This window comes from Flagellimonas sp. CMM7 (assembly GCF_021390195.1).
Classification (GTDB): domain Bacteria; phylum Bacteroidota; class Bacteroidia; order Flavobacteriales; family Flavobacteriaceae; genus Flagellimonas.
This window is the reverse complement of record NZ_CP090003.1, coordinates 1,305,952-1,320,867: the sequence shown is the minus strand read 5'-3', so window position 1 is coordinate 1,320,867 and position 14,916 is coordinate 1,305,952. Positions and strand designations below refer to the sequence as shown.

General features: G+C 36.4%; 12 protein-coding genes and 1 tRNA gene. 8 read left to right on the top strand and 5 right to left on the bottom strand.

The annotated features are described in order from the left end of the window. Positions 1-6: 6 nt before the first annotated feature. Positions 7-2,271, top strand: coding sequence for a S41 family peptidase (locus tag LV704_RS06005; protein ID WP_163421254.1), 2,265 nt, complete (start codon positions 7-9; stop codon positions 2,269-2,271). A 42-nt stretch (positions 2,272-2,313) separates the two neighbouring features. On the opposite strand, the gene LV704_RS06000 is transcribed toward LV704_RS06005, so the two are convergent. Then, on the bottom strand, positions 2,314-3,804 hold the full coding sequence (locus LV704_RS06000; protein ID WP_163421255.1) for a PLP-dependent aminotransferase family protein: 1,491 nt from the start codon (positions 3,802-3,804) through the stop codon (positions 2,314-2,316). A 110-nt stretch (positions 3,805-3,914) separates the two neighbouring features. On the opposite strand from LV704_RS06000, the gene LV704_RS05995 reads away from it, so the two are divergent. The 7 genes from LV704_RS05995 (at position 3,915) to LV704_RS05965 (ending at position 8,435) form a co-directional block, all read left to right on the top strand. Continuing rightward, entirely contained in the window at positions 3,915-4,559 is a 645-nt protein-coding gene (locus LV704_RS05995; RefSeq protein ID WP_163421256.1) for a CPBP family intramembrane glutamic endopeptidase, read from the top strand. Positions 4,560-4,865: 306 nt separating this feature from the next. Beyond that, positions 4,866-5,273 carry a GNAT family N-acetyltransferase gene (locus LV704_RS05990; protein WP_163421257.1) on the top strand — a complete coding sequence of 136 codons (408 nt, stop codon included), beginning with the start codon at positions 4,866-4,868 and terminating at the stop codon, positions 5,271-5,273. A 47-nt stretch (positions 5,274-5,320) separates the two neighbouring features. After that, the gene (locus LV704_RS05985; protein ID WP_163421258.1) at positions 5,321-5,986 is read left to right on the top strand and encodes a LysE family translocator; all 666 of its coding nucleotides are present in this window, start codon (positions 5,321-5,323) and stop codon (positions 5,984-5,986) included. Next, positions 5,986-6,903, top strand: a complete 918-nt coding sequence (locus tag LV704_RS05980; protein ID WP_163421259.1) for a PLP-dependent cysteine synthase family protein — start codon at positions 5,986-5,988, stop codon at positions 6,901-6,903. The genes LV704_RS05985 and LV704_RS05980 overlap by 1 nt, the downstream gene beginning before the upstream one ends. Before the next feature lie 93 nt (positions 6,904-6,996). Beyond that, positions 6,997-7,530: an NADPH-dependent FMN reductase gene (locus LV704_RS05975; RefSeq protein WP_163421260.1), complete on the top strand. Its 534-nt coding sequence runs from the start codon at positions 6,997-6,999 to the stop codon at positions 7,528-7,530. Positions 7,531-7,572: 42 nt separating this feature from the next. Further along, a complete protein-coding gene (locus tag LV704_RS05970) occupies positions 7,573-7,956 on the top strand; it encodes a VOC family protein (protein ID WP_163421261.1) in 384 nt (127 codons plus the stop codon). 35 nt (positions 7,957-7,991) lie between these two features. Beyond that, positions 7,992-8,435: a VOC family protein gene (locus LV704_RS05965; protein WP_205597866.1), complete on the top strand. Its 444-nt coding sequence runs from the start codon at positions 7,992-7,994 to the stop codon at positions 8,433-8,435. Positions 8,436-8,683: 248 nt separating this feature from the next. Here the strand turns inward: LV704_RS05965 and LV704_RS05960 are convergent. The 4 genes from LV704_RS05960 to dnaE all read right to left on the bottom strand — a co-directional run bounded on the left by LV704_RS05960 (position 8,684) and on the right by dnaE (position 14,715). After that, positions 8,684-8,760, bottom strand: a tRNA-Asp gene (locus tag LV704_RS05960). A 133-nt stretch (positions 8,761-8,893) separates the two neighbouring features. Next, positions 8,894-9,823 (bottom strand): DUF58 domain-containing protein, encoded by a 930-nt coding sequence (locus tag LV704_RS05955; RefSeq protein WP_163421262.1) that lies wholly within the window; start codon positions 9,821-9,823, stop codon positions 8,894-8,896. Positions 9,824-9,906: 83 nt separating this feature from the next. Continuing rightward, positions 9,907-10,239: a thioredoxin gene (gene trxA, locus LV704_RS05950; RefSeq protein WP_335341873.1), complete on the bottom strand. Its 333-nt coding sequence runs from the start codon at positions 10,237-10,239 to the stop codon at positions 9,907-9,909. Positions 10,240-10,329: 90 nt separating this feature from the next. Continuing rightward, positions 10,330-14,715, bottom strand: a complete 4,386-nt coding sequence (gene dnaE / locus LV704_RS05945) for a DNA polymerase III subunit alpha (RefSeq protein WP_163421263.1) — start codon at positions 14,713-14,715, stop codon at positions 10,330-10,332. Positions 14,716-14,916: the final 201 nt, after the last annotated feature.

The window sequence follows — 14,916 nt, the reverse complement described above, 5'->3', positions numbered from 1 at the left end:
CGATAAATGAATAAACGGGTTTTATACTTGATTGCTTTGATTGTTGGACTCGTCGTCAATGCCCAATCGGAGCAACAGATCAGCAACTTAAGGACTTTCTCAAAGGTATATGGCTATGTCAAATATTTTCATCCAAGTGACGAGGCATCAGAAATTGATTGGAAAAGATTCGCTTCTTACGGCGCGGCCCGAGTGGAAAAATGTAAAAACAGGGAAGAACTGGTTGGGGAACTACAAAGGCTTTTCACCCCACTTGCACCGTCCATAAATTTTTCCGCTATAGAAGGGCAGGGATACGATATAGCTTCTATAACACCTTTAAACACAAGTCAATATAAATTGACCTTTTGGCAGCACACGGGAGTAAGCCTGGGAATGAACCCGGGGTACAAAGCACCTTACCAAAGTGTTCGTGTGAACGGAAGAACTAAAAAAGAACGCCCAAAGAATCACGGCCTTTTGGTCAGTTCCTATGACCTGTCCGATTATAAGGGGAAAAAAATCAGGATCAGGGCATGGGCGAGATGCAAAAGTTCAATGGAAGCAAAGGCGCACATGAGGATGGCCCTGATAAACAATGATGGAACGACAACTTTAAAAAAGGAGGCTATTGTTTCTGATGTATGGAAATCCTATGAAATTGTCACCCAAATTGATAAGTCCAATGCATATATTGAAATAGGAGCGGCACTTAAGGGCAATGGCGAAGTATTCATGGATAATGTGGAGCTGTCCTACTGGGATAATGGTGCATGGAAAACCATTCCCGTCCATAATCCAGGATTTGAGGATGAGGGTATTTCCAAAACCCCAAAAGAGAATACTTGGTACCATAAAGGGAATGGTTATAGGTCGGATATTGTTCATGCTGATGCGTATAACGGAAATGGATCGGGAAGACTTTATTCAGATCTTGAATCAAAGTTTGAGATCGGTGAAAGGATTTTTGACCACTCACCGAAGTTTGGTAAGCTGATCCAAGAAGTGATCGGGGATTCATTAATTTGTCAGCTGCCATTGGTGCTATATTCAAATGATAAGGGAACCTATCCCAAATCTTCAAGGGAGAGCTTCCATAAACTACAGGAGGAATTGAATTCCACCCAGCCTGATGAGTACAATTTAAAGGCGACAAACATGTTGTCGGTAAGATTGGGCAACATCATAAACACGTACAATGTCTTCCAACATTTTTATCCCTATTTGGATGTAGTCGATATTGATTGGGACAGAGAACTTGAAAAGGCACTTGTGCAATCATATTTGGATAAAAGCGGAAATGACCATTATATAACATTGGAAAAATTCACTTCGCCCCTAAATGATGGTCATATGTATGTTAATTATAGGGGGATAATGAACATATTTACCCCTAGGATCACATGGGAATGGATAGAGGACAAACTTGTGATCACAAACGTTTTGGACGACCAGCTTGCTTTGGAAGTTGGTGATGAAGTAACCCATATTGATGGGAAAACCTCAAAGCAACATTTCGAGGAAACCCACTCAAGAATCTCAGCTGGTACAAAGGGGTGGCTTGATTATAAAGCAAAACGGAAAAGTCTTTTGGGAGCTTTTAACCAAAAGATGATAATAAGGGTCAAAGGTGAGGATATCGAACTTAATAGGCCTGGCACAGCTTACAACGAACCACCAAGGCAGGCGATGTATGAGCGGATAAACGAGAATGTATTCTATCTAAATCTGAGCAAGATAGAAATGGATACTATAACGCAATTACTTCCCGATCTGGTAAAATCCAAATCTATCATATGTGATCTCAGGGGATACCCCAATAGAAACCATATGTTCCTTTGCCATTTATTAAAGGAGGATGACACATCATCTTCCTGGATGCAAGTTCCCAAGATTATTTATCCAAATCACAAAGATATAGTCGGCTATGAAGAACACGGTTGGTTTCTGCGGAGCAAAGAACCGTACCTTGGGGACAAACAGATTATATTCCTAACAAACGGACAGGCTATAAGCTATGCCGAGAGTTATATGGGTTTTATTGAAGGGTACGACTTGGCAACGATAATCGGACAACCTACCGCAGGAACAAACGGCAATGTAAACAAATTTGATCTTGAAGGGGGTTTTAGCATTAGCTGGACAGGAATGAAAGTATTGAAACATGATAGCTCCCAGCACCACGGGATTGGAATAATCCCGGACATTTATGTTTCCAAGACTATTGAAGGGTTAAAATCAGACAAGGATGAAACCTTGGAGAAGGCGATTGAGTTGACAAAAGGACAATGATTTTAATGGAGATTTAATAAGCAAAGTTCAAATAGACGATCTTTAATGGTGTTGTACTTCTTCATATGTATCAAGGAGTATTGATTTTATAATTGAAACAGTTTTAACAATTTCTGTTTCATTAAGGGATGCAAAACCCATTCGAATTGCATTATGATTGGTTGCTCCGTAGTCATATAACCTGTAATCATTTAATATTAATTTTTGATTAGCAGCTGCATTCCTTATGACGTCCCAATTATATTTTTTATTTAAGCGCACCCAAATTGCCATTCCCCCATCAGGCACATCAAACGACAGATAATCATTGAGCTCTTTTTTTAGCAGACTACAAAGTAAATCTCTTCTTCTCTTATATATTTTCAATACCTTTTTGCAATGTCTTTGCAAGCTTCCTTCATCTATGATTTGAGCAATTGCAAGTTCTAGGAGCGTATCTCCTTGTCTGTCAATAAATTTTCTTTGTTGCGCAGCTTCGAATATAAAATCTTTAGGGGCTACTAAATACCCTACTCGAATTGCTGGAGCTACTGTTTTAGTCAATGAACCTATATATATTACATTTCCATTTGTATCATTACTGGCCAAAGGTAATATTGGAGCATTGTCATAATGAAAATCATAATCGTAGTCATCTTCAATTACCGCGAATCTATATTGTCTTGCCAACTCTAGTAAATGCATTCTTCTCTGGGCTGAAAGAGCCACGGTTGTAGGATGATTATGGTGAGATGTCACATAAATTGCAGCGACTTTTTTTTGTTTACATAGTAATTCAATTTCATTAGTAACTAGTCCCTCTTTATCGACATTTATGATACTTACGGAGGCCGATGCTTCATTAAAAGTATCAACGACTGATTTATAATTTACAGCACCAACAACAAAAGTTCCATTTTTAATTCCTATTATTTTTGTAGCGAGGTAAATCCCCATTTGACTGCCCCTTGTGGTCAATAACTGGTCTTTTTGTATGGACAAACCTCTAGTTTGATTGAGATACTGTACTAAAGTTTCCCTAAGCCTTAAATTCCCATAAATTGAATCATATCCTAAAATGTGATGTTTTTTCCTTTTAACTATACTCCTATATGCCGTGGCAATTTCATTGACCATACTTAATCGGTTGTCAGGTAAACCATCATCTATAAAGAGTTTAGAATCATCATTAATAATATCAACATAATTTAGATTGCTTTTGATGTATGAAAATCCCGCCTTGTTTTTTTCCAAAAGGGCTGAATCCGTGGGGTTCAATGTTTGTTTCTTAACTATTGGCAATGAACCGCTTACAAATGTTCCTGTATAAGGAATTATTTCTATCCACCCTTGAGAAAGTAATTCTTCATAAACTGAAATAACAGTTTTCCTATGAATATTGAGCATTGCAGCCAGAGCTCTAGAGCTTGGCAATTTTGTTTCAGGACTTAAAATCCCCCTCTTTATTAACTGAATGATTTGATTACTTATTTGAATATAAACAGGAATACTTTGTGTTTTATCATAAGTAATTATTGTCTTAAATGGAATCATAATTGGACTACCTTGTATTTTAATATTGGAGTAACAATATAGACCAATTGATTAATATATTTGAAATTGTTTTTATATAAATGTATTCGAATTAGCATTTAGGAATTACAATGAAAAAGACAGTTATTTATGATTTATTGGTGTTGATGCTAATACTAGGCTTATTAGTATTTTTAAAAGTTCCATATTTAAATCTTTTACTAGTATTTATAGTTGTATTAACCTATTCAAAGAATCAGAAAGGTATTGGAATTGAATTAGGTTTTTCAAAGCCTAAAAACTTAATCAAAATAGCGGGTCTTTCTTTATTCCTTGCAATGGGAATTGTCCTGATTAGCTATTTTATCTTATTGCCATTAATACAAATAATAACTGAGCTTCAATTAGATTTAGGAATGTTTAAGCCATTGAAGAATAATCCTAAGTTCCTCTATATAACCCTGATATCGGGTTGGATTGTAGGAGGTTTATTTGAAGAAACTATTTTTCGTGGATTTATTATTTCCAAATTCATAAATCATTTACCACATAAAACAGGAGCAATATTTGGAATTATTTTTTCCTCAGTCATATTTGGATATTTGCATACTTATCAAGGACCAACTGGACAAATACTTAATGGAATAGTTGGATTAATATTTGGAATTGTATTTGTGGTTAATGGCAGAAACTTATGGCTAAACATTTTAACTCATGGGTTTGTGAACACAATAAGTATGCTAGTATTGTATTCTGATTTGGTAAGCCTAAATTGAGCAACATTAGAGTCATTAAAAAACGTCTGTATTTGAATGTGTATACTAGCCCCCCCCTCCAATCGAAAACAATCCTAGTTAAACTTTAGAGATAATTTATACTTCGTTTTATCCGTCCTATAAACAATTCCATCATTTCTAGTATCTCCATCCTAAGCAATTTAGCTACAATGTATTTCATCCGAGTATAGAGTCTACAATTTATCGCTCAAATTCAGTATAAATTGGACTATTCGATATGTTTAAACTGGATGATATAAATAGACCAATTAAATTCTATTTTTGTTTAGATAAAATTTTTAGAGTGTGATTGAATACCAAATAGAAAATGACTTGAGTTTAGAAGAATTTAAATCAGTTTTGACTAATTCTTCATTGGCAGAACGTAGACCTGTTAATAAACCAGATAGGTTACAGAAAATGCTACAATATGGAAATCTAATAGTCACAGCTAGAATTGGAGGAAAAATCATTGGGGTATCAAGATCTTTAACAGATTATACTTTCTGTACCTATCTTTCTGATTTAGCCGTAGATAAGAAACACCAGAGACAAGGAATCGGTATAGAACTAATTCGCCAAACCAAATTAAAAGCCCCCGATGCTTTATTAATTTTGCTTTCTGCTCCTTCGGCCATATCATATTACCCAAAAATAGGAATGAACCAACATATGTATTGTTATTACCTAGATAACATAGAAAACCTGAAATAAAGCACAAATTAACTTGACGGTAGGATTAATTATAACACTTGAATAAAATGACATTCCCCGAATACCAAAACATACTATATTTTATAACTGCAGCAACATTACTGATAGTTATACCGGGCCCTGCGGTTTTATATATAATGGCTAAAAGTATAGAACAAGGTTATAAAGCAGGAATGATATCAGTGCTAGGGATTGGATTAGGAGGGTTAGTACATGTAATAGCTGCAGGTATAGGTATTTCTGCAATTTTAGTAACATCAACAACCGCTTTTTCAATTTTAAAATATATAGGTGCTTTGTATCTTATTTTTTTAGGTGTCAAAAAGCTGCTAGAAAAAAATACTTCACAGAATGGAACCAATTTTAATAAAAATAAGAAGCTAACTAAAGTTTTTTATGAAGGAATAATGGTAAACGCCCTTAACCCAAAAACGGCAATTTTCTTTTTTGCCTTTCTCCCTCAATTTGTAACTACGTCAAAAGGTGAAGTTGGATCTCAAATAGTATTTCTTGGCTTATTATTTATTTTAATTGCTACTGTAAGTGATTTTTTATATGTGTTGATGTCCGTTAGGTTTTCACAATGGCTAAGAAGCTCACCCACCTTCCTTAGAGTGAACAAATATATTATGGCATTTGTTTATGTCCTATTAGGATTAATAACCCTATTTATACAGCAGCCATCCAATGAAATTGAAATAAATACAAAGTAATGCTTATACAAGGCACCTTAGATTTAATTGGTAAAACACCTCTTGTCAGTTTGGAAAAATTATCAGGTAAGTTTTGCAATATATATGGTAAACTAGAATATGTAAATCCAGGAGGCAGTATTAAGGATAGAGTAGGTTACCAAATGATAAAAGATGCCTATGCTTCAAATAAATTAAAGAAAGGACAATATGTTGTTGAAATGACGAGTGGTAACATGGGAGCAGGATTAGCTGTAGTGTGCAGGCAATATGGAAACCCATTAATTACTGTAATGTCTAAAGGAAATAGTCCTGAAAGAATAAAAATTTTAGAAGCACTAGGTGCTAAAGTTCTTTTAGTAGATCAAATTGACGGTACCCCCGGTAAAGTTACAGGTAATGATATTGATCATGCAGCTTCAATTGCCATTCAAATTGCAGAAGAAAAGAATGCCTTTTACGCCAATCAATTTAATAATTCATCAAATGTCCGGGCTCATTTTGAAATGACTGGACCTGAGATTTGGTCAGATTTACCAAGCATTGATTTATTTGTGACTTCAATAGGTAGCGGTGCCACTTTTATTGGAACTTCTAGTTTCCTTAAAGCTAAAAATCCAACAATTAAATGCATAGCGGTGGAACCTGAAAATTCAGCTATTCTAAAAACGGGGAAAGTACTTAACGCAAAACATATAATTCAAGGTACCGGATATGGCAGGATTCCAAGCTTTTGGGACACCAATGTAGTAGATGGAATAATCACCGTTACTGATCAAGAAGTAATTGAAATGAAAAACAGATTAAGTGAGGAATTAGGGCTATTTGTCGGGTATTCTTCCGGAGCAAATGTTGTGGCTTCGTTAAAACTAGCAAAAGAACAAAAAGACATGGTAAACATAGTAACTATACTACCAGATACAGGTTACAAATATTAAGGCTTTGCACATAAATGTTCAATTGGGTCAAGCCAAAATGGAATGATAAGTTGAATACGACAAAATTATTGGGTAAGAACAAATGAAAAGTAAATGAAAAATATAATTGTACTTGGAGGGAGCAACAGCAAAAAATCAATTAACAAAAAACTAGCTATATATGCAGCTGAACAAATAACATATGCAAATACAGTTATTATTGATTTAAACGAATATCAGATGCCTATATATGGTATTGATCACGAAATGAAATTTGGAATTCCGGAAGAAGCAATTAGATGCAATGAAATTATTAAATCCGCTGATGCATTTATAGTTTCTTTGGCTGAACATAATGGTTCATATACCACGGCATTCAAAAATACATTGGATTGGCTTTCTAGGATTGATAAAAATATTTGGAATAACAAACCTATGTTATTGTTATCAACTTCACCAGGAGCGAGGGGAGCGATTAATGTGTTAAATGCAGCAACAAATTATTTTCCAAATTTAGGGGGTAAAATTGTGGGAGCATTTTCATTACCATTATTTAATGAAAACTTTTCTGAAACCGATTTAAAGGGTAACGAACTGAACTCTCAACTAACTCAAGAAATAAAGTTTCTTGAGTTAGCCTTACAATAAGTAAAATACTTAACAAGGATAGCAACCATTAAATAGAAAACAGTGCGATTTCAGTTATACAGAGTAATTTTTCCAGTTAATGACATTGAAATAGCGGATAAATTCTATTCTGCTATCTTAAATCAAAAAGGCAAAAGAGTTTCTCCAGGGCGACATTATTTTAAAATTGGTCAAACAATACTTGCCTGTTATGACCCATTGGCCGATGGTGATGATCAAGACAGTTGGAAATTTCATATGAATCAATACATTTATATTTCTACATCAGAGTTGGAAATTTTAAGAAAAAAAATAAAAAAGTTAGATTGTAAGTATATTGGTGAAATTGAAAGAATGCCTTGGGGAGAAACGTTATTTTATGCTAACGATCCATTTGGGAATCCAATATGTTTTGTAGACAAGAACACTATTTTTATTGGAAATTGAATGTTTAATTAGTAGATCAAATTTGGTTTATAGAAATGAGGTTCGCTTACACAAATATCATCAGTACTAACTGGAAGTTACTTGTGGATTTTTATGTAAAAACGTTTGAGTGCAAAGTTGTTCCTCCGATTAGAAAGCAATCTGGGAGCTGGCTTGACAAAGCAACTGGTTTAAAAAATGCCAAATTAGAAGGAGCGCATCTATTACTACCAGGGTATGGTGAAAACGGGCCCACACTTGAGATTTACCAATACGGAAATATAGAAAGTCAAAATCCGGTATCGCCAAATAAAAGAGGCTTTGGTCATATTGCTTTTGAAGTTGAAAGTGTTGAATTGGTTCTTGAGACTTTAGAGAAATATGGAGGAAGATCTTCTGGAGAAATCACGAAGAGAATAATTGATGGGGTCGGAGAGATTACTTTTGTATATGCTAGAGATCCTGAAGGGAATTTGATTGAATTACAAAGTTGGAAATAAATCCAAGAAATCGAAACCTATGTAAAGTCTAAGCATCCAAAGTTCAAATAAATGATGATTACTGAATATCTCAGGCAATAATAGGGTATATCTCACGATTAGAATCCAGCAAAACCTCCAATGGGATTTTAATTCCCGCTAATTGGGTTAAAAAATGTTAAAGTTTGGTATGGAAGTAAAAACTATGCACAAAGTATGCACTTTTTGAAAACAAAAAACCCTCCGAATCTCGAAGGGCTTGATTTTACTGGCGGTCTGGACGGGACTCGAACCCGCGACCCCCTGCGTGACAGGCAGGTATTCTAACCAACTGAACTACCAGACCAATGATTTTATCTTTAAAGACTCTGACAACAGTCAGATTCAAATCTTGTTACAATCACTTTTCTCAAAGCGCCTGCAAATATACATTTGCATTTTCGATTCAACAAAAGATTTTTTAAAAATAAAAGGAAGAATTAGATAAACTTCTGTCGTTCAATCATAAACGTATTGAAAATCTGCGAAAAATTAGAGCTAACATCTACACCTACATACTTTATCCTATACTGGGCGCACTTTAGTTTTAGGTCTTCTTGATATTGCACTGCCTTTTTGTTATATGCATTCTTAATATTGTCTGCATACACATCTATATGTGTTCCTGTTTCTACATCAACAAAACGTTTGGGAGTGTTTTCAAAATCAAAATTAAGTTCATGCTTGTGATCTAACAGGTGAAAAAGCACCACAGCATGCTTATTGTATTTTAGGTGGCGAAGTGCCTCAAAAAGTTGTGCCTCTTCAGTTTCCGTTTGAAACATATCAGAAAATAGAAAAATAAGGCTACGACGGTGAATCTTCTCCGCTATTTGATGAAGGTAAGTGTAAGTCTTGGTGGTTTGAGAGGTATTTAAGGTGTTTGAAACTTCATTCAATTTAGAATACAACATTTGAAAGTGTCGTTCGCTACTCTTTTCAGATGCGTAAAAATTGTATGAGTCTGAGTAAATACTCAAACCAACAGCGTCGCGTTGTTTTTTCAAAATTTGCATGAGTGCCGCTATCGCCAAAACTCCAAAACCCACTTTGTTTAAATTATCAAGATTGGGTTGTTTTACGTCGGGATAATACATGGATGCCGAGTTATCCAAAATCATATGACACCTTAAGTTCGTCTCATCCTCATATCTTTTGGTATATAATCTATCGGTTTTGGCAAACAACTTCCAATCAATATGTTTGGTGCTTTCTCCTGGATTATAAATCTTATGTTCAGCAAATTCGGCAGAAAACCCGTGGAACGGACTTTTATGAATGCCACTTATGAAACCCTCTACAATTTGATTTGCCAAAAGTTCAAGATTTTGAAAGAGTTGGGCTTTATGAAGTTCAGACCTTATATCCATACGAAGATTGATGGCCCAATATAAAACAAAAAAGGTTTGGCATATGCCAAACCTTTTTTAAATCTTGTAATTATCTATAAAGTTTACAATGCAGCTTCTATTGCATCTGTGTAAACTTTCTTAGGGGATACACCAACTTGACGATTAACAATCTCACCATCCTTAAAAACAAGAACTGTAGGAATGTTACGAACACCATATTTAGCTGCAAACTGTTGATTGGCATCTACATCCACTTTTCCAACAACTGCCTTGCCTTCATATTCAGAACTTACCTCATCTATGATAGGCCCTACCATTCTACAAGGACCGCACCATGCTGCCCAAAAATCTACAACGACAGGTTTGTCGCTTTTAAGTACTACTTCATCAAAAGTTGCATCTGTTATTTCTAGTGCCATTTTATTTGTTTTAATATTCGCAAATTTAGTCAAATATTGACCACTTTCCTTACTGGCTTTATATTCGTTTTAATTATTGTGCTATCAACATTAGTTATTGTGCTATTAGTTCAATTTGTAATGTATCTCATTCTCTTCCAATGCGGAAAGGAGTTCACTGTTGATTTTTACCTTTTGCTTTCTGCTCGACAAATTCAACTTTATTTCATCTTCCATTTCATAAACGACAAAATTGAGGGTGTGATCTCCTTTATGGGATATTAAGGTGTCCTTTAAGACTTGTATCCGTTTTTCTTGTAAGCGGTCTATATCCAGTTTAATGGTCAGTTTTTTGGCATAGGAATCCATAACGTCCTGAAGCTGTTTAAAATCATTGAACTGCAATCTAGGGTCTCCTTTTTTACCAGTTTCTCTATTGGTCCATCCTTCTCGGACAAATGCTTTTACGTGTACAAACGAGTTAATCATTAAAAAATGCCTGAATTTCAGATATTCCTCTCCAAAAATTCGGAATTCATGAGTGTCTGTGTAATCTTCCAAAGTAAAAAGACCCCAACCCTTTCCGTTTTTGGAAATACGATGTTGTACATCTGTAATTACTCCTGCTACTGTCAATTCATGATTAACATAATGGTCTAAATTTGAAAATGCCGAAACATTACTATTGCAAAAGGCGGTAATCTCTTTCTTGAAATCATCCAAAGGATGCCCAGAAATATAGATGCCCACGACCTCTTTTTCTCGGCGTAATTTTTCCATGGTGCCCCAATCTTCACATGGTGGGACAACAGGTTCCGCAATTTGCGCTTCACTCATTCCTCCAAACATATCCATTTGAGAGGAGTTTTTGTTTTCCTGGTATTTTGCTGCTGACTTTATTACTTTTTCTAGAAAAGATATTCCATCTCCTTCGTCATGAAAGTATTGCGACCTATGGGTATCCCCAAAGGAATCGAATCCTCCAGCCAGAGCAAGATTTTCAAAAGATTTTTTATTGGCGGCACGTAGTTCAACCCGTTTTGCCAAATCGAAAACCGATTTATAAGGCCCATCTTTTTTTCTGTTTTCTACAATGGTTTCCACAGCCGAACGTCCAACGCCTTTAATAGCGCCCATCCCAAAACGAACCGCATTGCTCTGGTTCACGGCAAATTTGTAGTACGATTCATTTACATCTGGTCCAAGCACTTCCAATCCCATGCGTTTACATTCTTCCATAAAGAAAGTCACCTGTTTAATATCGTTCATGTTGTTGGATAATACTGCCGCCATATATTCGGCAGGGTAGTGGGCTTTAAGGTAAGCGGTCTGATACGCAATAAAGGCATAGCAGGTGGAATGACTTTTATTGAAAGCATACGATGCAAAGGCTTCCCAGTCTTTCCAGATTTTTTCCAGCACATCCCTTGGGTGACCATTCTTTTCACCACCATCCAGAAACTGTGGCCTCAATTTTTGAAGTAAGGCAAATATCTTTTTACCCATTGCTTTTCGCAAGACATCCGCATCACCTTTGGAGAATCCGGCAAGTTTCTGGGAAAGCAACATCACCTGCTCCTGATACACTGTGATTCCATAGGTCTCTTTTAAATATTCCTCCATGTCTGGAAGATCATAGGTGATTTCTTCATCCCCATGCTTACGGGCAATAAAGCTGGGAATGTATTCCATTGGTCCAGGTCGGTACAAGGCATTCATGGCAATAAGGTCATCAAAAACCGTTGGTTTCAGGTTTTTCATGTGTTTTTGCATTCCCGGGGATTCATATTGGAATATCCCTATGGTGTCCCCACGTTGGAACAGCTCGTATGTTTTTTCATCATCCAAAGGAAAATCATCTGGGACCAATTCAACCCCAGTTCTTGCCTTTACAATTTTCACGGTATCCTTAATCAGTGTCAAGGTCTTCAACCCCAAAAAATCCATTTTTAGGAGACCGGCACTTTCCACAACAGAGTTATCAAATTGGGTTACGTACAGATCAGAATCCTTGGCGGTGGCCACTGGAACAAAATTGGTAATATCATCTGGAGTAATGATGACCCCGCAGGCATGTATTCCAGTATTTCTGAGTGAACCTTCAAGCACACGCGCCATCTTTACGGTCTGGCCTTCTAAATCATCCCCTTCTGAAATATTTAATAGCTCATGTACTTTTTCCAAGTCATCCGAACGGAACTTTTTCTTTAATTCAGATTCTTCAACCCCAAAGATTTTGTTCAGTTTGGACATGGTGGGGATAAGCTTGGCAATACGATCCGCATCGTTTAACGGCAAATCCAGAACCCGTGCTGTATCTCTGATTGAAGACTTGGCGGCCATAGTACCATACGTAATAATTTGAGCAACCTGATTGGCTCCATATTTATTGATAACATAGTCCATGACCCTACCTCTGCCTTCATCATCAAAGTCAATATCAATATCAGGCATGGATACCCTGTCCGGATTTAGGAAACGCTCAAAAAGAAGATCATATTTTAATGGATCAATGTTGGTAATCCATAAACAATAGGCAACCACGGAACCTGCTGCTGAACCCCGACCCGGTCCAACGGACACATCCATATTTCGTGCTTCCCTAATAAAATCTTCAACTATCAAAAAATATCCTGGATATCCAGAATTTTCTATGGTTTTTAGTTCGAAATCAATTCGCTCGGTGATTTCATCCGTAATCTCATCATATCGTTTTGCTGCACCTTCGTAGGTAATATGTTTTAAATAAGAATTTTCACCACGTTTACCGCCGTCAGTTTCATCCTCTTGTACTTTGAATTTTTGCGGAATATCAAATTTTGGAAGCAAAACATCTCTTGCCAAATCAAAAGGTTCCACCTTGTCCACAACCTCTTGAACATTTAAGATAGCTTCTGGAACGTCTTTAAACAAAGTCTTCATTTCATCAGAAGACTTATAATAATATTCTTGATTGGGCAATCCATAGCGATATCCGCGGCCCCTTCCTATTGGGGTGGTTTGTTTTTCGCCATCCTTAACGCATAGTAAAATATCATGGGCTTCAGCATCTTTTTTATCACAATAATAAGTATTGTTCGTAGCGACCAGTTTTACTTGATGCTTTTTGGCCAATGGAACCAAAACTTGGTTTACACGGTCTTCATCTTCCTGACCATGACGCATCATTTCCATGTATAAATCATCGCCAAACTGATCTTTCCACCAAAGCAAAGCTTCTTCCGCCTGCTTTTCACCAACGTTTAGTATTTTATTGGGTACTTCCCCATAGAGGTTTCCGGTAAGAGCAATGACATCCTCTTTGTATTGCTCAACAATTTTTCTATCGATTCTGGGGACATAGTAAAACCCATCTGTATATGCAATGGAAGACATTTTGGCCAGGTTGAGGTAACCATTTTTATTTTTGGCAAGTAGGACTATCTGATACCCATAATCTTTTACATTTTTATTGGTGTGGTCATCGCAAACAAAAAATTCACAGCCTAGAATTGGGGTAATTTCTTTTTCTGCTGGAGCATCTCCATTAGTGGTTAGTTCAGCATTTTTCTCTTTTACAATTTTGTTGTGAGCTTTTACCTCTTTTACAAAATGAAAGGCACCCATCATATTTGCATGATCGGTCAAAGCAACTGCTGACATCCCATTTTGTGCAGTTGACTTTACCAGATCCTTGATATTTATAGTGGATTGTAGAACGGAGAACTGGGAATGATTATGCAGATGTACAAAGGATGCCTCTGCCAGACTTTCAACATTCTCATTGATTTCCGCTTCGGAGATTTCACCGGTATCTTCTGCCCAAAGGGCATCTGAAATGGCCTTGGATGCTTTTTTAAGATTGATGTGCTTTAGTCCAATAAGCGAAATTACCTGTGGATTAGCCTCAGAAAAATGCTCAAAATAATCTGGTTGTACATCCAGTTCATTGATAGAAAAATGTTTTTTACGGACTAGTTCTAAAAAACATCTTGTGGTAGCTTCCACATCCGCCGTTGCGTTATGCGCTTCTGCAAAAGGTTCTCCAAAAAGGTATTCGTGAAGTTCAGTAAGTGTAGGTAGTTTAAATTTACCACCACGCCCACCGGGAATTCTACAAAGCTCTGCTGTAGCTTCGGTACAGGTGTCCAAAACAGGAAGTGAGGTTAGGGAGTTTTCAACACCCAAACGGTGGAATTCGCATCCCATGATATTGACATCAAAATCCACATTTTGACCTACCACAAATTTTGCTTTGGAAAGCGCTTCATTGAAAAGTTCCAGGGCTTCACTTAAAGGCACACCATCTTGTTCGGCCAAAGCTGTGGAAATACCATGGATTTGTTCTGCTTCATATGGAATGTTGAAGCCATCAGGTTGCACCAACATATCTTGATGCTCTACTAAATTCCCCAATTTATCATGTAATTGCCATGCAATCTGGATGCAACGCGGCCAATTATCCGTATCAGTGATTGGTGCATTCCATCGCTTGGGTAAGCCTGTGGTTTCCGTATCGAAGATTAGGTACATAAATATCTTTATCAGTCAAAAATAGTAGTGAATAAAAATAAGGAAGAAGGCAGATCAGAGAAAAAAGAGTTGTAAAGATTTATCAACCAATAAAAAATACAAAAGATATTGACTGTTACCGGATTTGGATTATATTTGCACCCGCTTAAGTAGAAAGCGACAAAAAAGAATTAATAATCAGGGTCGGGCACCCTACAAATT